We start from the raw sequence: 22,085 nt of genomic DNA, 5'->3' as shown, positions 1-22,085 counted from the left end.
GTCAGCCCCTCACGCCGCACGGCCGACGGTCGACCGCAAGCGCGGGTCGACCACGGTGTAGAGGATGTCGACCACGAGATTGATGGTGACGAAGATCAGCGAGACCATCAACAGATACGCAGCCATGATCGGGATATCGACGTTTTGCACGGCCTGTACGAACAGAAGTCCCATGCCCGGCCATTGGAACACGGTTTCCGTGATGATCGAGAAAGCAATAACCGAGCCAAACTGCAGCCCAGCCACCGTGATTACCGGGACCAGGGTATTCTTCAGCGCATGGCCGAAATGGATCGCGCGCGTGGTCAGCCCGCGGGCGCGGGCGAAGCGGATATAGTCGGTCCGCAGCACTTCCAGCATTTCGGCGCGCACCAGCCGCATGATCAGGGTCATCTGGAACAGCCCGAGCGTGATCGACGGCATGATCAGCGCTTTCAGGCCGGAAACGGTCAGCAGCCCGGTGGTCCACCAGCCGAGCTTCACCACCTCGCCGCGGCCGAAGGAGGGCAGCCAGCCCAGCGTCACCGCGAACAGATAGATCAGCAGGATCCCGATCAGGAAGGTCGGCAGCGAAATGCCGATCAGCGATACCGCCTGGAATAATTTGGCGAGCACGGTGTCACGGCGCAGCGCCGAATAGACCCCCATCAGGATGCCAGCCACCATGGCGAACAGCGTCGCGCAGATCGCAAGCTCCAGCGTCGCCGGCAGCCGCTCCGCCAGCAGCGAGGAGACCGGCAGGCGGAACTGGTAGGACACGCCGAACTTGAACTGCACAGCATTGATGAAATAGCGGCCGAACTGCACCAGCACGGGATCGTCAAGGCCGAGCGATTGCCGGATCTCGGCGCGCTGCGCGGCCGAGGTGTCGATCGAGACGATCTGGTTCACCGGGTCGCCGGCAAAGCGGAACATCGAGAACGCAATGACGCCCACGGCGAGCATGACGCCGATCGCCTGCAACACGCGGCGAAGAGTGAAAGCCAGCATCTCTACCTTTCACTGCTCTTGGCACTTGTCAGTACACTTGGCACGCGGCATTGCGCGCCCGGAAAGCAAGAGGTCCCGGAAGCAGGGGCTTCCGGGACCCAATTCGCCAAAACCACTATTCACCCTGTTTGGTTGCCCAGTAAAGCAGGACCTGGTTGTCCGCACGCTGGGTCAGCTTGACCTTTTTCGATACGCCCCATGCCAGCGACTGCTGGTGCAGCGGGATGTAGCCGTAGTCCTTGATGACGATCTCGTAGGCCTGCTTGATCAGCTGGTTGCGTTTGGCATCGTCGGGCTCGACCAGAACCTTGTCGGTCAGCGCGTCGACCTCCTTGTTGCAATAGCCGCCCAGATTGGCTTCACCCCTTGTGGAATCCTTCGGGTCGGGGCGGCAGCCGAAAATGTCGTGCAGCACGTTGTGGGAATCCGAGGTCGCCGGCGTCCAGCCCAGCATGAAGAACGAGGTCTGGTAGCCGCCGAGCTTCAGCACCTTGGCGAAATACTGCGCCTTCGGCTGCGCCAGCAGGTTCACCTTGATGCCGATGCGCGCCAGCATGCCGACCACCGCCTGGCAGATCGCGGCGTCGTTGACGTAACGGTCGTTCGGGCAATCCATCGTGACTTCGAAGCCGTTCGGATAGCCGGCGTCGGCCAGCAGCTTCTTGGCGCCGTCCGGATCGAGCTTGGGCCGGGTGAACTCCTTCGACAGCGGATAGAGCTCGGGGGCGATCATCAGCGTCGAGGGCGTCGACATGCCGCGCATGACGCGGGTCTTGATCAGGTCGACGTCGATCGTCTTGTAGAAGGCCTCGCGGACGCGGATGTCCTTGAACGGGTTCTTGCCCTTGATATTGGAGAACAGCAGCTCATCGCGCGCGATGTCCATGCCGATGAAGATGGTGCGGATCTCCGGCCCGGTCAGGACGGTTGCGGTGCCGCTCGAATTGACCCGCTGGATGTCCTGGATCGGAACCGGCTCGATCACGTCGACTTCGCCCGAGAGCAGCGCGGCGACGCGGGTGGCGTCGGATGCGATCGGGGTGAAGATAATTTCCTTGAGATTGTGCTCCGGCTTGCGCCAGTAGTCCGGGTAGACCTTGAAGACGGTCTTGACGCCGGGCTGGTGGCTCTCGATTGTGAAGGGGCCAGTACCGTTCTCGTGCAGCGTCGCGTAGCTGGGCGTGGTCGCGGAGGCCGGCGTCGGTGCGACGGCGTTGTTCTCCTCGCACCACTTCTTATCCATGATGTACCAGCCATCCCACTGCGCAGTCAGGATGGGATTGGGCGAGTCCAGCGTCACGTCGACCGTGTAGTCGTCGACCTTGGTGAACTTGGCGTCGGCCGGGACGTTGAGGAAGTTGGAGCCCTTGGCGCGGACGCGTTCGGCGGAGAACAGCACGTCGTCGGCGGTGAAGGGGTCGCCATTGTGAAATTTCACGCCCTTGCGCAGATGAAAGCGCCATTGAGTCGGGCTCAGCGCCTCCCAGCTTTCCGCCAGTGCCGGAATGATCTTCAGGTCCTTGTCGCGCGCAACCAGTCCCTCATAGACATGGCCATGATGCGCGATCGTCGTGGTTTCCTTCAGTGTGTAGGGATCCAGTGACTTGAGCTCGCCCTGGTTGGCATATTTCAACGTCTGGGCCGATGCCGGCAAAGCAAAGGCAACGAGTGCGACGGCAGCCGCCGCAAACAAACTCCAACGTACCGACATGTGATCCCGCGTCCCCGTTTTTGTCCGCCGGCTGCTTTGTCCGGCTGGTATTATTGGCCATGTTGCCAGAGTTTGCAGGCCACGCAAGCGCGATTTCCCAAAGGGTTAACCGGTTTGCGCGGGTGCAGCGCAATGAACAGGATCGTGAGAATAGGCGGTCGGCGCGAACGCGTGACATTCGACTTTCGGAGTGCCGTATTGGCCGCAATGGCGATCACCGGCAGGCGCCGTTTGCGCCGGCCACGGGTGAACGGTTTAGTTGACCATAACGGATGATTGAGGCCGACTGTACCTCGGGGCAGATACGGCTCGCTTGCGTGACTCCCCCCGTCGCGGTGATACTGAGGCGGGCCAGGCGCATTTGAGGAGGCGGATATGAAAGTCAACGTCGAGATAGATTGTACGCCCCTTGAAGCGCGGCAGTTCTTCGGCCTGCCGGATGTGGCGCCGATGCAGAACGCCGTGATGGACAAGCTGCAGCAGCAGATGCTGTCGAACATCGACAAGATTTCACCGGAATCGCTGATGCAGAGCTGGTTCACCTTCGATCCCAAGCTCGCTGAGCGCTTCCAGGACATGTTCGTGGCGATGGCCGGCTTCGGCGGCGCGAGCAAGAAGAAGTAGTGGCCGACATGGACAGGAGCATCGAGGGTACCGGACGCCGGCTGCGCCCGCCAGGCCTGTTCCTGATGCTGGCGGAAGCGCGCGGCGTGCTCGAGCTCAATTCGAGCCTGCTGCTCTCGCCACTCCTGATGCAGGCGCCGAAGGGCGACGGTCATCCGGTGCTGGCGCTGCCGGGCTTCCTCGCCAGCGACCTTTCGATGGCGCCGATGCGGCGCTATTTGAAGGAGCTCGGCTACGACGCCTACGCCTGGAACATGGGCCGCAATTTCGGCGGCATCGCCTCCAGGCGCAATGCGCTGCGCGACCTCCTGAAGCGGATACACGAGGCTTCCGGGCGCAAAGTCTCGATCATCGGCTGGAGCCTCGGCGGCGTCTACGCGCGCGACCTGGCGTCGCAGATGCCGGAGCTGGTGCGTTCCATCATCACGCTGGGCAGCCCGTTCGCCGACGACATCCGCGCCACCAATGCGACACGGCTCTATGAGCTGTTGTCCGGCGAGGGGGTGGACGACATCCCCGAGATACGCGCCGCGATCGCCGGCGACATGCCGGTGCCGACCACCTCGATCTATTCCCGCACCGACGGCATCGTGAATTGGCGGACCTCGCGGCTGCGGCCTTCGGCCACCGCCGAGAACATCGAGGTGCATTTCGCCAGCCATCTCGGCCTCGGCGTCAACCCCGCAGCCTTGTGGGCGATCGCGAACCGGCTAGCGCAGCCGGAAGGGGAGTTCCGGCATTTTGACCGGTCGGGCCCCTTTGCCATTGCCTACGGGGCGGCAGAACAGGCACTATCCTAAACCAGACGACGAGAAGCGCCGCCAAGGCGCCCGCGTCAATTGGCTCTCGGGAGGAGATCATGAGCGACGCCAAGAAGCTGTCCTCGTTGGACGCATCGTTTCTCTATCTGGAAACGCCGGAAATGCCGATGCATGTCGGCAGCATGGCGATCTTCCGCCTGCCCGACGGCTACAAGGGCGACTTCTTCGAGGAGTTCAAGGCGATGATCGCCTCGCGGCTGCACGTCGCGCCGATCCTCAAGGCGCGCCTGCAGAAGGCGCCGCTCGATATCGATCATCCGTCCTGGGTCGAGGACGACCAGTTCGACATCGACCGCCACATCTTCCGCGCCAGCCTGCCTGCGCCGCGCGACCGCGCCACGCTGGAGCGCATCGTCGGCTGGATGCACGCCAAGCTGTTGAATCGCGCCCGCCCGCTCTGGGAGTTCTACGTCTTCGAGGGCATGAAGGACAACGAGATCGGGCTCTATTCCAAGATGCACCACGCCTGCATCGACGGCGGCGCCGGCGCGGCGCTGACCAGCATGATCTACGACCTGACGCCGGTGCCGCGGCAGATCGATCCGCCGAGCGCGAAAAAGGTCGCGCAGGAGCCGCGCGACATCGCGGCCAATCTGATCGACGCCTATCAGCAGCTCTGGACCCAGCCGTTCGAGGCGGCCGCCGCCGCGCAGAAGAGCCTGGAGCTGCCGCGCTCGGGCAAGAGCGATCTCGGCTCGATCCTGTTCGACAATGCCATGTTCCAGATCGAGAGCGCGGTGAAATTCGCCGGCTCGATGCCGACCGTGCTCAAGAGCCTGTCCGACGTCGTCGCCAAGGTCGCCGATCCCAGGTCGCGCGAGAGCCTGCAGGCGATGGCCTCGCCGCCGACCATCCTCAACAAGGCGATCTCGTCCGAGCGCAGCTTTGCCGGCACCTCGATCTCGCTGTCGCGGGCCAAGGCGCTGGCGAAGGCCTCGGGCGGCAAGCTCAACGACGTCGTGCTGGCGCTCGCCTCCGGCGTGGTGCGGCGCTATCTGATCGGCCAGGGCGCGCTGCCTAACAAGTCGCTGACGGCCGGCGTGCCGATCTCGCTGCGCGAGGAGGGCAATGCCGAATCCAACAACCAGGTGTTCGGCATGATCTGCTCGATCGCGACCGACGTCGAGGACCCCAAGAAGCGGCTCGAGACCATCATCGCGCAATCCACCAAGTCCAAAGAGATGTCGCATCCGCTGCGCGCCCTCGTGCCGCAGGTCTCCAACATCTCGCTGCTGGGTGCGCCGATCGTGGTGCAGGTCTTGGCGCTGCTCTACAGCCGTTCCGACCTCTCCAACGTGCTGCCGCCGGCGACCAACATCACGGTGTCGAACGTGCCGGGGCCGCGGCAGACGCTCTACGCCGCGGGTGCGGAGCTGCTGCACATCTTCCCGGTTTCGATCTCGACCCATAGCGTGGCGCTCAACATCACGGTGCAGAGCTATCGCGATCAGCTTGATTTCGGCTTCATTGTCGGTGCCAACATCATTCCCCATGTGCAGGTGATGTGCGACATGCTGCCGCTCGAATTCGATGCACTCGAGGCGGCGTTCGCGCCCCCGCCTGCTGACATCAAGGGCGCGGCCGAATAGGAATTTCACAATGATCGAGATGCCACCGCTGCAGTTCGCCGAGACGAACGGCATCCGCATGGGGTTTTACGAATCGGGCCCCAAGACCGACACGCCGCCGGTGGTGCTGTGCCATGGCTGGCCCGAACTGGCGTTCTCCTGGCGCCACCAGATCAAGGCGCTCGGCGAGGCCGGCATCCGGGTGATTGCGCCGGATCAGCGCGGCTACGGCGCGACCGACCGGCCGGAGCCGGTCGAAGCCTACGACATGGAGCACCTGACCGGCGATCTCGTCGGCCTGCTCGACCATCTCAAGATCGACAAGGCGATCTTCGTCGGTCACGACTGGGGCGGCTTTGTCGTCTGGCAAATGCCGCTCAGGCATCCTTCGCGCGTCGCCGGCGTCGTCGGCGTCAACACGCCGCATTGGGACCGTGCGCCGATGGACCCGATCGCGCTGTTCCGCCAGCGCTTCGGCGACCACATGTACATCGTCCAGTTCCAGGATCCGGCGCGCGAGCCCGACCGTATCTTCGGCAGCCGCGTCGAGCAGACTTTCGACGCCTTCATGCGCAAGCCGGTGGCGCGCCCGCCCGGCACGCCGGAAGAACAGCCGATCGCCGGCGTCGGGGCGTCGGCTCGGCTCAATCTGGCGTTTCCGCAGATGATCGCGAACTACGACGCCAGGCACGACCCGCGCACGCCGATCCTGTCGGCGGACGAGAAGAAAGTGTTCGTCGATACGTTCTCCAAGACCGGCTTCACCGGCGGCATCAACTGGTACCGCAATTTCACCCGCAACTGGGAACGCTCGGCCGGGCTGGACCATCATGTGCGGGTGCCGTCGCTGATGATCATGGCCGAGAACGACGCGGTGCTGCCGCCGTCGGCCGCCGACGGCATGGAGAAGCTGGTGCCGGACCTCGAAAAGTATCTGGTCCACGACAGCGGCCATTGGACGCAGCAGGAAAAGCCTGACGAAGTCAGCGCCAAGCTGATTGAGTGGCGTAAGCGAAAATTCGGACAGGCGTCATCCTGAGGTGCGCGCCGGCCTCGGCGCGCCTCGAAGGATGAGAGGGACAGGAGCAAGCGGCCATCCTTCGAGACGCGCGCGTTGCGCGCTCCTCAGGATGACGCGCATAGTGAGGGGGCACTTCCGAAGATGGCGTCCGGCAACAGACTGAGTCCGATCCCGCATCCGCCGACGAAGCCGGTGGTCGGCAACATGCTGTCGCTGGATTCGACCGCGCCGGTGCAGCATCTGGTGAAGCTCTCCAAGGAGCTCGGGCCGATCTTCTGGCTCGACATGATGGGTTCGCCGATCGTGATCGTCTCCGGCCACGATCTGGTCGACGAGCTCTCCGACGAGAAGCGCTTCGACAAGGCGGTGCGCGGCTCGCTGCGCCGCGTGCGCGCGGTCGGCGGCGACGGGCTGTTCACCGCCGACACCAAGGAGCCGAACTGGAGCAAGGCGCACAACATCCTGATGCAGCCGTTCGGCAACCGCGCCATGCAGTCGTACCACCCGAGCATGGTCGATATCGCTGAGCAGCTGGTCAAGAAATGGGAGCGCCTCAACGCCGACGAGGAGATCGAAGTCGTCCACGACATGACGGCGCTGACCCTCGACACCATCGGGCTCTGCGGCTTCGACTACCGCTTCAATTCGTTCTACCGGCGCGACTACCATCCTTTCGTGGAATCGCTGGTGCGCTCGCTCGAGACGATCATGATGACCCGCGGCCTGCCGCTCGAGGGCCTGTGGATGCAGAAGCGGCGCAAGACGCTCACTGACGACGTCGGCTTCATGAACAAGATGGTCGACGAGATCATTGCGGAGCGGCGCGGCAATGCCGACGTGACCAGCGACAAGAAGGACATGCTGGCCGCGATGATGACCGGCGTCGACCGCGCGACCGGCGAGCAGCTCGACGACGTCAACATCCGCTACCAGATCAACACCTTTCTGATCGCCGGCCATGAGACCACCAGCGGCCTGTTGTCGTGCACGATCTATGCGCTGTTGAAGCATCCCGAGGTGCTCAAGAAGGCCTATGAGGAGGTCGACCGCGTCCTCGGTCCCGACCTCGATGCGAGGCCGACCTATCAGCAGGTGACGCAGCTCAGCTACATCACGCAATGCCTGAAGGAGGCGCTGCGGCTGTGGCCGCCGGCGCCGGCCTACGGCATCGCGCCGCTCAGCGACGAGACCATCGGCGGAAAGTACAAATTAAAGAAGAACACCTTCATCACCGTGCTGGTGATGGCGCTGCATCGCGACCCCTCGGTCTGGGGACCGAAACCCGACGTGTTCGATCCGGAGAATTTCAGCCGCGAGGCGGAGGCAAAGCGCCCGATCAACGCCTGGAAGCCGTTCGGCAACGGCCAGCGCGCCTGCATCGGCCGCGGCTTTGCCATGCACGAGGCGGCGCTCGCAATCGGCATGATCCTGCAACGCTTCAAGCTGCTCGACGTGCATCGCTACCAGATGCATCTGAAGGAGACGCTGACCGTCAAGCCCGACGGCTTCAGGATCAAGGTACGGCCGCGCGACGACAAGGATCGCGGCGCGTTCGCGGGAAGCACGGGCGCTGTTGCGGCCGCGCCAAAGGCGCCGCGCGCGCCGACCACGCGCCCCGGCCACAACACGCCGATGCTGGTGCTCTACGGCTCCAATCTCGGCTCCGCCGAGGAGCTGGCGACCCGCATGGCGGATCTGTCCGAGATCAATGGTTTCGCAGTGCGTCTCGGGCCGCTGGACGATTATGTCGGCAAGCTGCCGGAGGAGGGCGGCGTCCTGATCATCTGCGCCTCCTACAATGGCGCGGCGCCCGACAATGCCACGCAATTCGTCAAATGGCTCGAAAACGATCTGCCGAAGGATGCCTTCGCCAAGGTGCGCTATGCGGTGTTCGGCTGCGGCAACAGCGATTGGGCCGCAACCTACCAGTCGGTGCCGCGCTTCATCGACGAGCATTTGACCAGGCATGGCGCGCGCGCCGTCTATCCGCGCGGCGAGGGCGATGCGCGCAGCGATCTCGATGGCCAGTTCCAGAAATGGTTCCCGGAGGCGGCGAAGGTCGCGACCAAGGAATTCGGCATCGACTGGAATTTCACGCGTACCGCCGAGGACGAGCCGCTTTATGCGATCGAGCCGGTGGCGCAGGGCGCGGTCAACACCATCGTGACGCAGGGCGGCGCGGTGCCGATGAAGGTGTTCGCCAACAACGAGCTGCAGAACAGGGAAGGTGCCCATCCGTCGGAACGTTCGACGCGGCACATCGAGGTCGAACTGCCGGCCAATCTCAGATATCGCGTCGGCGATCATCTCAGCGTGGTGCCGCGCAACGACCCGACCCTGGTCGATTCCGTGGCGCGCCGGTTCGGCTTCCTGCCGGCCGATCAGATACGCCTGCAAGTCAGTGAAGGCCGGCGCGCGCAACTGCCGGTCGGCAACGCGGTGTCGGTTGGGCGGCTGCTCACCGAGTTCGTCGAGCTGCAGCAGGTCGCGACCCGCAAGCAGATCCAGATCATGGCGGAGCACACCCGCTGCCCGATGACCAAGCCGAAGCTGATGGCCTATGTCGGCGACGATGAGGCCTCGGCCGGGCGCTACCGCACCGAGGTGCTGTCCAAGCGCAAATCGGTGTTCGACTTGGTCGAGGAACATCCGGCCTGCGAGCTGCCGTTCCATCTTTACCTCGAGATGCTGTCGCTGCTGGCGCCGCGCTACTACTCGATCTCGTCGTCTCCGGCCGGCGAGGCACAGCGCTGCAGCGTCACGGTCGGCGTGGTGGAAGCCCCCGCAAGCTCCGGCCGCGGCATCTACAAAGGCGTGTGCTCGAACTACCTGGCACGCCGGCGCGCCGGCGACACCGTCCACGCCACCATCAAGGAAACCAAGGCGGGCTTCCGCCTGCCCGATGACAACGCCGTGCCGATCATCATGGTCGGGCCGGGCACGGGCTTGGCTCCGTTCCGCGGATTCCTGCAGGAGCGCGCCGCGCGCAAGGCGCATGGTGCGACGCTGGGCCCTGCGATGCTGTTCTTCGGCTGCCGCCATCCGGAGCAGGATTTCATCTATGGAGATGAGCTGAAGGCGTTCGCAGCCGACGGCGTCAGTGAACTCTACACCGCCTTCTCGCGTACCGATGGGCCGAAGACCTATGTGCAGCATCTCGTCGCCGCGCAGAAGGATCGGGTTTGGGAGCTCATCGAGAAGGGCGCAATCGTCTATGTCTGCGGCGACGGCAGCAAGATGGAGCCCGACGTCAAGGCGACCCTGATGTCGATCTATCGCGAGCGCGCCGGCGCCGACACTGACGGCGCCGCGCGCTGGATCGAGGAGATGGGCACCAGGAACCGCTACGTGCTCGACGTCTGGGCCGGCGGGTAGCCTGGCGTCTTCGGGCAAGGTACCGGCCATGCTACAAGCCGCCGCATGATTCCTTGGGACAAGATCGATACCGCGCGCATTCCCGGCACCGAAGGCGAATTGCGTTTGATGCGGCGCGGCCGCGAATTCTCGATCATGCTCGGTACCAACGAGCTGATGAACAGTCACCTGTCGGGCTCGGAAGCCGCACTCGCGACCCTTGCCGCGAAGAAGATCGAGAAGATCGCGAAGCCGCATTTGCTCATTGGCGGCCTCGGCATGGGCTTTACGCTGCGGGCGGCGCTCGCCGTGCTCGGCCCCGAAGCGCAGATCGTGGTGGCCGAACTGGTGCCGGCGGTCGTTGCCTGGGCGAGAGGTCCGATGGCGGAGATTTTCGGCGACAGCCTGAACGATCCGCGCGTCAGCATTCAGGAGGTTGACGTTGCCGACGTGATCGAGCGCCATCCGCGCACCTTCGATGCCATTCTCCTCGATGTCGATAACGGCCCCGAAGGCCTGACCCGCAAGGCCAATGACGCGCTGTATGATGTCTCCGGACTGAAGGTCGCGCACACCGCGTTGCGGCGCGGCGGCGTGCTCGCGGTCTGGTCGTCCGGGCCGAATGCCAAATTCCCAAAATCCCTGTCGCGGGCCGGGTTCGCCGTCAACGAAGTTGCCGTGCGCGCCACCGGCCGAGGCCGCGGCGTACGCCACGTGATCTGGATCGCGGTCAAGCAATAGCAGGCGTCGCTGTTGCGACGCAGCAAGGCTGCCGGGGCTCTCGTTCGGTTCGATTGTATTGAAAATCGAGGGCTGTTGGGCTTCACTCGACGGCACCGAAGCCTCGAGCCCTTGGTCTGTCGGATGCAGGCGACGTCGAATTTTGGGGTGCAGGAGACGCACGGGATCCTGAACCGCTTCCAGGCCGAATTCCGCGGCTCGAGCGAGGGGCTCGGCTGGTCGTCCGCGTATGCCTCGGTCCAGCGTGAACGGCCGTTTGACGGGCACTTCCATGCCCTTTCCGACAATCTGATGGTGCTGCATCGGGGTGGCCCCGTCGACATCACCTATGTGATGGACGGCAAGTCGGTTGCCCGCCAGATTCCGCGCGGCGGCGTGTTCTTCCTGCCGGCGGGACATGCCTGCAACGTCGTCCTGCGTGAAGCGCTTGAATCCACCCACATCTATCTGCGGTCCGATCTGTTCGCGGGCCGGGATGGGGCGTCCAGCCTGATCGGCGGGCTTGCGCCGATGCTCGGCGATCAGGATGCCGTGCTGGAGCATCTCGCTGCGGCGATCGGCGACACCATCACCAGCAGCCTGCCGGCCTCGTCGCTGTTCGTCGATCCGATCGCCCAGGCGATCGCCAACCGCTTTGTTGCGATCAATTTCCACAAGCCGAGCGTGGAGGCCGGCAAGCATCCGAACCTGCTCAGCAACAGGCAGATGGCGCGGATCCGCGAATTCGTCGACACCAATCTCGAGACCGATATCCGGCTCGACCAGCTGGCGGAGCTTTGCGGCCGCAGCACCGAATATTTCGTGCGCCTGTTCAAGGCGACCAGCGGCATTTCACCCTACCAATATGTGATCAATCTGCGCATCGAGCGCGCCAGGGCGTTGCTCGCCGACGAGACGCAGAGCCTGGCCGACATCGCGCTGGCCTGCGGCTTCTCCCACCAGGAGCATTTTACGCGCATGTTCCGCCGCTTCACCGGCGTGACGCCGGGACGATACCGGCGCAGCCACTAGGCGTGTACTCATAAATTTGGAACGCGCGTGCGGTGATAGCGAGGTCCGGATCGCCCTCGAAAGCAGACGTCGAACGATGCCAAGTGAATGTCCGCTAAGGGCCTTAGCGGACATTGATTGGCCTTCCGCGTTCTCCGGAAAACGGAGTAGGCTACGCCAGCTTTCGGCTATGGACCCAGGCCGTGTGAAAATCGTGTAACTTGCGGCGCACTGGTGCATTTCGCGGCCGCCGAGCTTCTAATTCGGTGGAAGCGAGCCCAGTGGCAACCAGGAACTTCATGTAGGCGCGGACTTGGTCGCGCGGAGGTCGGCCTCACGCCCGCATCGCCTCCAGCAATCCGCCTACGCCCAGGATCATCATCACGCGTTTCATGTTGTAGGCGAGCACGTTGAGCGCCATCTCGGCGGCCACCTTTGGCAGCTTTTTCGTGAGAAAGTGCGTTGCTCCCATCCAACACTTCAACGTGCCGAACGGATGCTCCACTGTCCGGCGGCGGACACCCATTGCATTGGCGCTGTGGTCGAGCCGATCCTGAACTTTCTCCAGAACGGCCTCGTGCTCCCAGCGTGAGATGCGGCGCTCGGGGCCTGTCGTGCACTGAGCTTTTAGCGCGCAGGTTTTGCAGGTGCTTGTCCAATAGCGACGCAGTGTCTTTCCATCCTCTACGTTCGTATAGTGATAAGTTAGTTGCTCGCCGGCGGGACAGCGATAAACATCTTCGGCGGCGACATAGACGAAGTCCTGTTTGCCGAAGCGGCCAGCAGCTTTGGCGCCCGAAGTCATCGGCTTCGGCAACGTCACCGTTATGTCGGCTTCCTCGCAGGCCCTGATCTCCTCTCCATCGTAATAGCCGCGGTCTGCCACGACTTCGAGGGTTTCGACAGCCATCTCGTCGCGTGCCTGCCCGGCCATTTTGGCGAGTTGGTGGCGATCGGTGCCCACGTTGGTCACCTCGTGAGCCACGATGAGATGATGTTGCGTATCAACTGCAATCTGCACGTTATAGCCAACAATCCCGGTGTCCTTGCCACTGGTCGCCATCGAGCGCGCGTCAGGATCGGTCAGCGAGATCTGCTTGTCCTCTTTCTTCATCATCTCCGCATTGATCGCATTGAGCCGACCGGTCTCCTCCTTGAGCTTCTCGATCTTGCCCTTCAACCTCGCAACTTTCGCCTCTGGCACTGTATCGCCATGCCGATCGGCGGTCTCGAGCTGCGAGAGATAGCGGGCGATGCTCTCGTCGATCCGCTCGAGGCGCCGCTTCATCTTCGCCTCGGTGAAGTTCTTGTCTCGCGCATTGACAGCCTTGAACTTCGATCCATCGATGGCGACGCTTGCTCCAACAAGCAGATCAAGCTTGCGGCACAGCGCGACGAACTCGCGGCAGACCTCACGAATGGCCTTGCCATTGTCCTTGCGGAAATCCGCGATAGTCTTGAAGTCCGGCGCCAACTGCCCGGTCAGCCAGATCATCTCGATATTGCGCTGGCATTCCCGCTCCAGGCGTCGGCTCGACGGCACGCGATTGAGGTAGCCGTAGATGTAGAGCTTGAGCATCATGCCGGGATGGTAGCCGGGTCGCCCCATGTCGAGTGGCTGGACGCCAACGAAGCCGAGCTTATCCAGATCGAGCCCCTCGACGAACACATCAACCGCACGCACCGGATTGTCCTCGGCCACGTAGTCGTCGAGCAGTGCGGGAAACAACGTGCTCTGCCCGCGATCAACCCCCTCCACGAATCCCGCCATCGCCCGTCCCCACCGATTCATTGGAGAATAATAGCAGAGACGGAGTTTTCACACGGCCTGGACCAGAAGCTGACGCGCGCAGCTTCCCGCCGACCAGAGTCATTTTGTGAGATAGGAAATCCCTACTCGCGGCCTATGAGCCGACCTTGACCACCTGCGGCACCTTCCAGCTTCCGTCGATGATCGAAGGGGCAATGTCCTTGGGCCAGTACATTCGCAGCATCAGGACAAAATCGCCCTTGGGGGCCGGCAGCCAGTTCGACGCCTTGTCAAGACCCGGCGACTCGTTCTGAAAGTAGAGGGTCAGCGAGCCGTCCGGATTGAACTTCGGATTGTCGCGCATGCTAACGGTGAATCTGTTCAGCGGATTGGGAACGAACCACCAGCCCTGGTCGATCATGTACATGGTGAACGACCAGAAGCCGTTGACGGGTGGTGTTGCATCCTTTGCAAACGTCAATGTGTATTTGTTTGCACCGGTCAGCTTCTGTCCTGTCGAGTCCTTCTCGGTATTCGGATAGACCGCATCGCGCTCCTGATTTGCGGGCCAACCGAAGGCCGCTACCACTGCGCGCTTCATGTAATCGGAGGGGCCGTAGGTGCCGAGACCCTTCGTGATCGACCAACCGTTGACGATCCCACCGAGGTTCTCCTTGTTGGCTTCGATTTTTTTAAGAGCGATATTGGGGATGTCTTTCAGCGCTGCTTGTACTGCCGGATCGAGCTTGCTTATCTCGAATGGCTTGCCGGGCACGATGCCGATCTTCGCCATGCTTGCGAGCATCGGTGTATCTGCCGCGGCTGCAGGTGCCGTCGAAGCCATGAGCTTGGCCATCAGATTGAAGTACCCCTCCGTTCCCATGGCGAGAATGACCGTCTGCGGCTTGTCGGTCATGCTGAAGCCCGGATTGGGATTCACCGGGGGCGTGACCGGCGTGTATGGCTTGCCCCACGCCGAAAGCGGCGTGATCTTGTATTGCGCCTGCAGCGCGTTGACGGCCTTGTAGTCAGCCTCCGTGCCGTCCGCATAGGTGCGACCGAGAATGACCATGTTGCGCGTCGCCATCGGGAAATGTTTCATGTCCGCTGGCACCTCGCCCTTCCAGCCCGGGCCGGTGAAGAGGTAGTTGGCGGCCTTGCCGCTGGCCGTCCGCTTGCTCGGTGAGTGCTCGGAATCCGACATCCACAGATCAGTGATCTCAAAGAGATAGAAGCGATCGCCCATATCCGGATGACTGAATACCTGCGGCTCGGTAAGGTCGAGCCAGGCAACGGAATACAGCGTATCGGCATTGGGCGCGGAAACGCCGCGATAATCCGCAGGCGGATAGCGAGGAACGTTGACGAACTGACCGGTGGGACTGTTGAACCCCTCGACCTTGGGCACGTTGCTCATCTGCACGCGGGTTACTTCAGTCGTAATCAACGAATAACCGTAGACATAAGCATCGACGGCAATCTGCTGGGCATCCGCGGGCGATAGGGATTGCGCGTTTGCCGGTGCAGCCGCTGTGAAGCACGTCGATACGGCAAGGGTAATGGCGAGAAGAGAACGTCGATTAATTGCGTTCATAAAATCTACCTCTTAGCTTTTTGTCCGATGCGAAGGTCGGTGGCGGTAATCGGCGCCGCTGACAGCCTGAAGCAAATTCATTCGAACAACAGCGCCGATGAAAGCCCATTGATTCAGATCAACGACGTCCGGTTTGGGTCACAAGGCGACATCCCTGCGGTCGAGGCCGCTTGTCTGCTTTACCCCTCGAAAGCGGACATTCCGGATTTATGAGTGTGCCCTAGTACCCAGAATCAGAGCTGAGTGATACGGCGGCCTTTGAAACGGCGTTGACGGACCTTTTTCTTGGTCCAGACGAAGGGCTCGGCTCTGTCGTTGTATGCGTTGACGTAGGCATCGATGTGCTCCTGAAGCTGCGTGAGGCTTGTGAAGGAGGTGCCGCTGAGCGACTGCCCCTGCAAGATCGAAAACCATACCTCGACCTGATTGAGCCAAGACGCACTTGTCGGCGTGAAATGAAATTGCACGTTGGGGTGGGCCTTGAGCCAATGCTCGTTCTTCTTGTGGGTGTTGAGGTTGTCGAGGATGACGTGAAGCTTCCGGTTCGGAAAAGCCGCGGTGACGCTGTTCATGAAGTCGAGAAACTCGACGCGGCGTCGGCGTTTTGAATGCGCCGCGATGATCTTTCCGGTGGCGACTTCGAGCGCCGCAAACAATGTTGTGGTGCCATGCCGCTTGTAATCGTGGCTCTGGCCGGTCAAGGCGCGGCCATTGGGCAACTTCAGATAACCCTGCGCTCGCTCCAAAGCCTGGATCGAGGGCTTCTCGTCCACGCACAGCACAATGGCCTTCGCGGGCGGGGCGACATAGAGGCCGACAACATCGGCGGCTTTGGCCGTAAAGTTCGGGTCGTTGCTCTCACACCAGGACTTACGAGCCGCGAGGTCAATCTTGTGGCTGCGCAGGAACCGCCAGACATATTGGACGTCAACATCGCCCAGCGCCCCGGCCAGCAGGGGCCCGGTCCAGCGTGCGAACCCGTCCGGCGGCGGCTTGTCCAGCAGCTTCAGAATCCGCTTGTCGGTGGCCTTCGTATAGATTGGCTGCTTGCCCGGTCGCGGCTTGTCTTGCAGCCCTTCAAGGCCTTGGTCGGCATAGCGATGCCGCCAAAGGCTGACAATCCGCGGCTGGACCCCAACTTCCTTGGCGATCGACCGAGTGCTGCGTCCATCCGCCGCCAACAGAACTATCCGCGCCCGCTTCAAATCGCGCTGCAACGTCACCGGGGAGCGGCAACACGCCTCAAGCACCTTGCGATCTTTCCTCGAAAGGTGGACTTCTCTTGCTTCGGGTATCATCCCGACCTTGAATCACGACTCACGCTTTAAGAACAGTAGGTACTAGCTCCCGGCGATTGGCGACTGGGTCAGGCGCGGGCGCACAACCGGCCCCGTCTCGACGGATGATTTTTCCGGTTTTGTGCAGATTTTCTCCGGTTTCGTGCAGGCCCGCCGCGGCCGCCCGCCGCTAGCATTCTCCCAACAAGACGAGATCGCCGGTTCGCCGGCCCGGGAGGAATGCCATGAGCGTCGCAATGCACGATGCCGGAGGCGCATCCATTGCCCCCGTTGCGGCGGCCGGTGATGCCGGCCACGGCGCCTTTGCCTATTGCTCGCAGCAATATCGTGTGGTGTTCGGCGCCGGCACCTCAACGCGGCTTGGCGAGGAAACCGAGCGCCTCGGCATCAAGCGGGCGCTGGTGCTCACCACAAGCGAGCAGCAGGATCTCGGACGTCAGTTGGGCGCCGGCCTCGGCGATAAGCTCGCCGGCCTGTTCGCCGGCGCGCGCACGCATACGCCGGTCGAGGTCACCAACGAAGCGCTTGGCATCGTCGAATCCCATGACATCGACGGGCTGGTCGCAATCGGCGGCGGTTCGACGGTCGGGCTCGGCAAGGCGCTGTCGCTGCGCACCGGGCTGCCGCACATCGCGATGCCGACCACCTATGCCGGCTCGGAGATGACGCCGATCCTGGGTGAGACCACCAACGGCATCAAGACCACACAGCATTCCCAGGATCTGGTGCCAGACACCGTCATCTACGACGTCGATCTCACCGTTAGCCTGCCGCCGCACATCTCCGCCGCCAGCGGCCTGAACGCGATTGCCCACGCGGTCGAGGCGCTTTATGCGCCCGACGCCAATCCGTTGACCTCGCTGATGGCGGAGGAAGGCATCGCCGCGCTCGCCCTTGCGCTGCCGCGCATCATGACTGCGCCCGCCGATCCTGGCGCGCGGCGCGATGCGCTCTACGGCGCCTGGCTGTGCGGCGTCTGCCTCGGCGCGGTCGGGATGTCGCTGCATCACAAGCTCTGCCACGTGCTGGGCGGCATGTTCGACCTGCCGCACGCCGAAACCCATGCGATCGTGCTGCCGCACGCCGCCGCCTACAACGCAGCCGCCACGCCCGAGGCGATGACCCGCGTCGCGCGAGCGCTGCACAGCGCCAACGCACCGCAGGGCCTGTTTGATCTTGCCCGGCAGCTCGCGCTGCCGCGTGCGCTCTCCGACATCGGGATGCCCGAGGGCGGCATCGCACGCGCCGCGGAGATGGCGGTGCGCAACCCCTATGCCAATCCGAGAGCGGTCGATCGCGCCCCGATCGAGCAGCTGATCGCGGCGGCCTGGCGCGGCGACGCGCCCGTGCAGCACTGAACCTCAGAGATCAAGGACAACATGATGGCCAATTTCAACGAGCATGACCTCACCGACGAGGTGCTTCGCAGCATCGCCAACACGCCGAACAAGCGGCTCAAGTTCCTCATCGAGGAGACGGTCAAGTCGCTGCACGATCTGGTGCGCCGCACCGAGCTCACCTTCGAGGAATGGAATCAGGCGATCGAATTCCTGACCCGCACCGGCCAGACCTGCACGCCGCTGCGCCAGGAGTTCATCCTGCTCTCCGACGTGCTCGGCGTCTCGATGCTGGTCGACGCCGTCAATCACCGCGAGCGCGAAGGCGCGACCGAGACCACGGTGCTTGGCCCGTTCTATGTCGGCGAGCACCGCGTCACGCCGCACGGCGCCAACATTTCGGAAGGCATCGACGGCGAGGTGATGTTCGTGCAGAGCCGCGTCACCGACCTTGCCGGCAAGCCGCTCGCCGCCGCCGAGATCGACGTCTGGCACGCCGACGACGACGGCTTCTACGATTCGCAGAAGGCCGACTACGCGACCCACGGCCCATCGCTGCGCGCACGTTTCGTCACCGATGCCGATGGCCGCTTCTCGTTCCGCACCATCCTGCCGTGCAGCTATCCGATCCCGACCGATGGCCCGGTCGGAGATCTCATCACCGCCACGCAGCGTCATCCGATGCGGCCCGCGCACGTCCACTTCCTGGTCAAGGCCGAGGGCTACGAGCCGCTGATCACCCACGTCTTCCTCGATAGCGACCAATATCTGCGCAGCGACGTGGTGTTCGGCGTCAAGGACGAGCTCATCGCGCGCGTCGAGCCCCGCAGCGAACCGGCGTTGCCGAATGGCGACCGCGTGTCCGCACCGTGGCACCTGATGACCTACGACTTCCAGATGAGGCCCGGAGCTGGGCTGGTGCCGAAGCCGATGATGGCCGCGGAATGACGATCGCAACCAACAAGACGACCAGGGAGAGGATGATGACCAGCAAACCGATCGAGACCGACGTGCTTGTCGTCGGCAGCGGCCCGGCCGGCGCGACGGCGGCGGCGCTGCTTGGCATGTACGGCGTCAAGCACATCATGGTGACCAAATACGGCTGGCTGGCCGACACGCCGCGCGCCCACATCACCAACCAGCGTGCGATGGAGGTGCTGCGTGATCTCGGCCTCGAGGACAAGGCGGTCGCGCAGGCGGTGCCGCAGCATCTGATGGCCAACAACGTGTTCTGCGAGAGCCTCGCCGGCGAGGAGTTCGGCCGGCTCTACTCCTGGGGCAATCATCCCTCGCGCAAGGCGGATTACGATCTCGCCAGCCCGACCCGGATCTGCGACCTGCCGCAGAATTTCCTCGAGCCGATCCTGATCGAGGCCGCTGGCTAGCGCGGTACCTCGCTGTGCTTCAACACCGAGTTTGTCGACCTGGTACAGGATGCCGACGGCGTCACGGCAACGGTGAAGGATCGGCTATCCGGCGAGACCTACCAGATCCGCGCCAAATATCTGATCGGTGCCGACGGCGGCCGCAGCCGCGTCGCCGAGGTGATCGGGCTGCCGATGGAGGGCCAGATGGGCCGCGCCGGCAGCATGAACATCATCGTGCAGGCGGATCTGAGCAAGTATGTCGCGCACCGGCCGAGCGTGCTGTACTGGGTGCTGCAGCCCGGCGCCGAGATCGGCGGCATCGGCGCCGGCCTGATCCGCATGGTGCGGCCGTGGAACGAATGGCTGATCATCTGGGGCTACGACATCGAGCAGGGCGAGCGCAAGCTCTCCAACGACGAGGCGATCTCGATCGTGCGCAATCTCGTCGGGGACGAGACGCTCGAGGTCAAGGTGACCTCGACCTCGACCTGGACCGTGAACGAGATGTATGCCGGCCACTACACGTCCGGCCGCGTGTTCTGCGTCGGCGATGCCGTGCACCGCCATCCGCCGACCAATGGCCTGGGCTCCAACACCTCGATCCAGGATGCCTACAATCTCTGCTGGAAGCTCAAGCTCGTGCTCGAGGGCCACGCGGCGCCGTCGCTGCTCGAGACCTATTCGGCCCCAGCCGGTCGGCAAGCAGATCGTGACCCGCGCCAACAAGAGCATCGGCGATTTCCCGCCGATCTTCGAGGCGGTGGGGCTGGTCGCCTCGACCGATCCGGCCGAAGCGCGCAAGGCGATCGCCGCGCGCAAGGCCCCGACCGCCGAGGGCAAAGCGCGCCGCAAGAAGCTCTATGAGGCCATCGCCAACAAGAGCTACGAGTTCAACTGCCACGGCGTCGAGATGAACCAGCGTTACGGGTCGACCGCCGTGGTGTCCGACGGCACGCCGATGCCGGCCTTCACTCGCGATCACGAACTCTATTATCAGGCCACCACGTGGCCCGGCGCGCATTTGCCGCATGTCTGGATCGAGCATCAGGGCCAGCGCAAGTCGACGCTCGATCTCGCCGGCAAGGGCCGCTTCACGCTGCTCACCGGGATCGGCGGCGACGGCTGGAAGACGGCCGCTGCCGCGGTCGAGAAGGCCTACGGCCTGCCGGTCGATGTCGTCACCATCGGCCCGCAGGGCTGCGACGCACTCGACATCTATGCGGACTGGTATCACCAGAGCGAGGTCGACGAGGATGGCTGCGTGCTGGTGCGTCCCGACACGTATGTCGCCTGGCGCGCCAGGGAGGCGGCGGCTGACGCCTCCGATGTGCTGCTCGACGTGTTCGGCCAGATCCTTGGCCGCAGCGCGAAGGCGCAGACGAAGTCCATCGCCGCCGCGTGATGCGGCGCGACGCCGGTAATTTCTCAGAACGGAATGAACGGCAGCCGGTGTGAAAACCGGCTCGCCTCAAGGGAGGGGAAAATGACCAAGGACCATTTGAACGCCAAGGACCACTTGAACGCCAAGGATCACTTGAACGTGATGTCTTTCGATCGCCGCCGCGTGCTGCAGGGCATCGCCGGTGGTTTCGCGGCCGCAGGTACGACGACATTGTTTGCGCCGGCGGTGCCGGCGGCCAACAAGCCGATCAAGATCGGCTATGTCTCGCCGAAGAGCGGTCCATTGGCCGCGTTCGCCGAAGCCGACGATTTCGTGCTCGGCGAGTTCAGAAAGTTCATCAAGGATGGCGTCAAGGTCGGATCGCAGACCTACTCGGTCGAGGTGGTGACCAAGGACAGCCAGTCGAATCCGAACCGCGCCGCAGAGGTCGCCAAGGAGCTGATCACCCGCGACAATGTCAGCCTGATCGTGGTCGGCGCCACGCCCGAAACCAATAATCCAGTGGCGACGCAGTGCGAGCTCGAGCAGGTGCCGTGCATCTCTTCCGTCGCGCCGTGGCAGACCAACTTCATCGGCCGGCAGGCCAATCCGGGCGATCCCAAGAGCTGGAAGCCGTTCGAATACACCTTCCACTATTTCTGGGGGCTCGAGGACGTGATCGGCGTCTTCACCAGCATGTGGAGTCAGGTCGCGACCAACAAATCGGTCGGCGCGCTGTTCCCCAACGATGCCGACGGCAACGCCTGGGGCGACACCACGATCGGCTTCCCGCCTGTGATGGCCAAGCAGGGTTTCAAGCTCACCGATCCCGGCCGCTTCCAGAATCTGACCGACGATTTCAGCTCGCAGATCGCCGCGTTCCGCGGTGCCGATGCCGAGATCATCACCGGCGTGATCATCCCGCCCGACTTCACCACGTTCTGGAACCAGGCGCGGCAGAAGGGGCTGAAGCCGAAGGTCGTGTCGGTGGCCAAGGCGCTGCTGTTCCCGGCGTCAGTGCAGGCGCTCGGCAAGGGTGGCAACAACATCTCGACCGAGGTGTGGTGGACGCCGACGCATCCCTACAAATCGAGCCTCAGCGGCGTCAGCGCAGCCGATCTCGCCAAGGGTTATGAGCAGGCGTCCGGCAAGCAATGGACCCAGCCGATCGGCTTCGTGCATTCGCTGTTCGAGGTCGCGATCGATGCGATCAAGCGCTCCGGCGACCCGGCCGACGGCGCGGCGCTCGCGAAGGCCATCGGCGCCACCAAGCTCGATACGATCGTGGGCCAGATCGCGTTCGGCTCCAGCGCCGTGCCGCCATTCGCAGCGAAGAACATCGCCAAGACACCACTGGTCGGCGGGCAGTGGCGGCTCAATGGCGACAAGTACAACATGGTGATCACGGACAACAAGCTAGCGCCGCAGATCCCGCTTGGCGGTGACATGCAGGCGCTGAGCTAGCGCGAGCCAGCTGCTTCATCGAAGGCAGGAGATGCGCGGCAGTGCTGCGCATCTCCTCTCCGCCGAAACCATAC

Annotated in this window: 16 protein-coding genes and 1 pseudogene; 12 read left to right on the top strand and 5 right to left on the bottom strand. The window is 63.4% G+C overall.

All coding sequences use genetic code 11. The annotated features are described in order from the left end of the window. Nucleotides 1-9: 9 nt before the first annotated feature. Together HAP54_RS45045 and HAP54_RS45040 are read right to left on the bottom strand one after the other, a co-directional pair. Nucleotides 10-990, bottom strand: a complete 981-nt coding sequence (locus tag HAP54_RS45045; RefSeq protein WP_166297836.1) for an ABC transporter permease — start codon at nt 988-990, stop codon at nt 10-12. A 115-nt stretch (nt 991-1,105) separates the two neighbouring features. Next, complete coding sequence (locus tag HAP54_RS45040) at nt 1,106-2,701, bottom strand: ABC transporter substrate-binding protein (protein ID WP_166297835.1); 1,596 nt, start codon at nt 2,699-2,701, stop codon at nt 1,106-1,108. Nucleotides 2,702-3,076: 375 nt separating this feature from the next. Here HAP54_RS45040 and HAP54_RS45035 point away from each other — a divergent pair, with 375 nt between their 5' ends. The 7 genes from HAP54_RS45035 to HAP54_RS45005 all read left to right on the top strand — a co-directional run bounded on the left by HAP54_RS45035 (nt 3,077) and on the right by HAP54_RS45005 (nt 11,841). Next, entirely contained in the window at nt 3,077-3,325 is a 249-nt protein-coding gene (locus HAP54_RS45035) for a DUF6489 family protein (RefSeq protein WP_166297834.1), read from the top strand. An 8-nt stretch (nt 3,326-3,333) separates the two neighbouring features. Then, the gene (locus HAP54_RS45030; protein ID WP_166307068.1) at nt 3,334-4,125 is read left to right on the top strand and encodes an alpha/beta hydrolase; all 792 of its coding nucleotides are present in this window, start codon (nt 3,334-3,336) and stop codon (nt 4,123-4,125) included. A 59-nt stretch (nt 4,126-4,184) separates the two neighbouring features. Beyond that, entirely contained in the window at nt 4,185-5,735 is a 1,551-nt protein-coding gene (locus HAP54_RS45025; RefSeq protein ID WP_166297833.1) for a WS/DGAT/MGAT family O-acyltransferase, read from the top strand. A 10-nt stretch (nt 5,736-5,745) separates the two neighbouring features. Beyond that, complete coding sequence (locus HAP54_RS45020) at nt 5,746-6,753, top strand: alpha/beta fold hydrolase (RefSeq protein WP_166297832.1); 1,008 nt, start codon at nt 5,746-5,748, stop codon at nt 6,751-6,753. 123 nt (nt 6,754-6,876) lie between these two features. Then, nucleotides 6,877-10,110 (top strand): bifunctional cytochrome P450/NADPH--P450 reductase, encoded by a 3,234-nt coding sequence (locus HAP54_RS45015; RefSeq protein ID WP_166297831.1) that lies wholly within the window; start codon nt 6,877-6,879, stop codon nt 10,108-10,110. A gap of 45 nt (nt 10,111-10,155) precedes the next feature. Continuing rightward, the gene (locus tag HAP54_RS45010) at nt 10,156-10,830 is read left to right on the top strand and encodes a spermidine synthase (RefSeq protein WP_166297830.1); all 675 of its coding nucleotides are present in this window, start codon (nt 10,156-10,158) and stop codon (nt 10,828-10,830) included. A gap of 123 nt (nt 10,831-10,953) precedes the next feature. After that, a complete protein-coding gene (locus tag HAP54_RS45005; RefSeq protein ID WP_166297829.1) occupies nt 10,954-11,841 on the top strand; it encodes a helix-turn-helix domain-containing protein in 888 nt (295 codons plus the stop codon). A gap of 313 nt (nt 11,842-12,154) precedes the next feature. On the opposite strand, the gene HAP54_RS45000 is transcribed toward HAP54_RS45005, so the two are convergent. Together HAP54_RS45000 and HAP54_RS44995 are read right to left on the bottom strand one after the other, a co-directional pair. Then, nucleotides 12,155-13,591 (bottom strand): IS1182 family transposase, encoded by a 1,437-nt coding sequence (locus HAP54_RS45000; protein ID WP_166294431.1) that lies wholly within the window; start codon nt 13,589-13,591, stop codon nt 12,155-12,157. 133 nt (nt 13,592-13,724) lie between these two features. Next, a complete protein-coding gene (locus HAP54_RS44995; protein ID WP_166297828.1) occupies nt 13,725-15,164 on the bottom strand; it encodes a DUF1254 domain-containing protein in 1,440 nt (479 codons plus the stop codon). 39 nt (nt 15,165-15,203) lie between these two features. Between HAP54_RS44995 and HAP54_RS44990 the strand changes: the two genes are divergently transcribed. After that, nucleotides 15,204-15,377 (top strand): hypothetical protein, encoded by a 174-nt coding sequence (locus tag HAP54_RS44990; protein ID WP_166297827.1) that lies wholly within the window; start codon nt 15,204-15,206, stop codon nt 15,375-15,377. 20 nt (nt 15,378-15,397) lie between these two features. On the opposite strand, the gene HAP54_RS44985 is transcribed toward HAP54_RS44990, so the two are convergent. Then, on the bottom strand, nt 15,398-16,462 hold the full coding sequence (locus tag HAP54_RS44985) for an IS630 family transposase (protein WP_166204319.1): 1,065 nt from the start codon (nt 16,460-16,462) through the stop codon (nt 15,398-15,400). Between the two features lie 236 nt (nt 16,463-16,698). Between HAP54_RS44985 and HAP54_RS44980 the strand changes: the two genes are divergently transcribed. The 4 genes and pseudogenes from HAP54_RS44980 to HAP54_RS44960 all read left to right on the top strand — a co-directional run bounded on the left by HAP54_RS44980 (nt 16,699) and on the right by HAP54_RS44960 (nt 22,011). Then, entirely contained in the window at nt 16,699-17,820 is a 1,122-nt protein-coding gene (locus HAP54_RS44980; RefSeq protein ID WP_166307065.1) for a maleylacetate reductase, read from the top strand. 24 nt (nt 17,821-17,844) lie between these two features. Next, the gene (locus HAP54_RS44975) at nt 17,845-18,747 is read left to right on the top strand and encodes an intradiol ring-cleavage dioxygenase (RefSeq protein ID WP_166297826.1); all 903 of its coding nucleotides are present in this window, start codon (nt 17,845-17,847) and stop codon (nt 18,745-18,747) included. A 35-nt stretch (nt 18,748-18,782) separates the two neighbouring features. Further along, nucleotides 18,783-20,568 (top strand): annotated as a pseudogene (locus HAP54_RS44970) (FAD-dependent oxidoreductase). Between the two features lie 141 nt (nt 20,569-20,709). Next, nucleotides 20,710-22,011: an ABC transporter substrate-binding protein gene (locus HAP54_RS44960; RefSeq protein ID WP_166307062.1), complete on the top strand. Its 1,302-nt coding sequence runs from the start codon at nt 20,710-20,712 to the stop codon at nt 22,009-22,011. Nucleotides 22,012-22,085 lie beyond the last annotated feature (74 nt).

Source organism: Bradyrhizobium sp. 2S1, assembly GCF_011516625.5.
Taxonomy (GTDB): Bacteria; Pseudomonadota; Alphaproteobacteria; order Rhizobiales; family Xanthobacteraceae; genus Bradyrhizobium; species Bradyrhizobium septentrionale.
The sequence above is the reverse complement of the archived record's forward strand: the minus strand, read 5'-3'. Positions and strand labels throughout refer to the sequence as shown.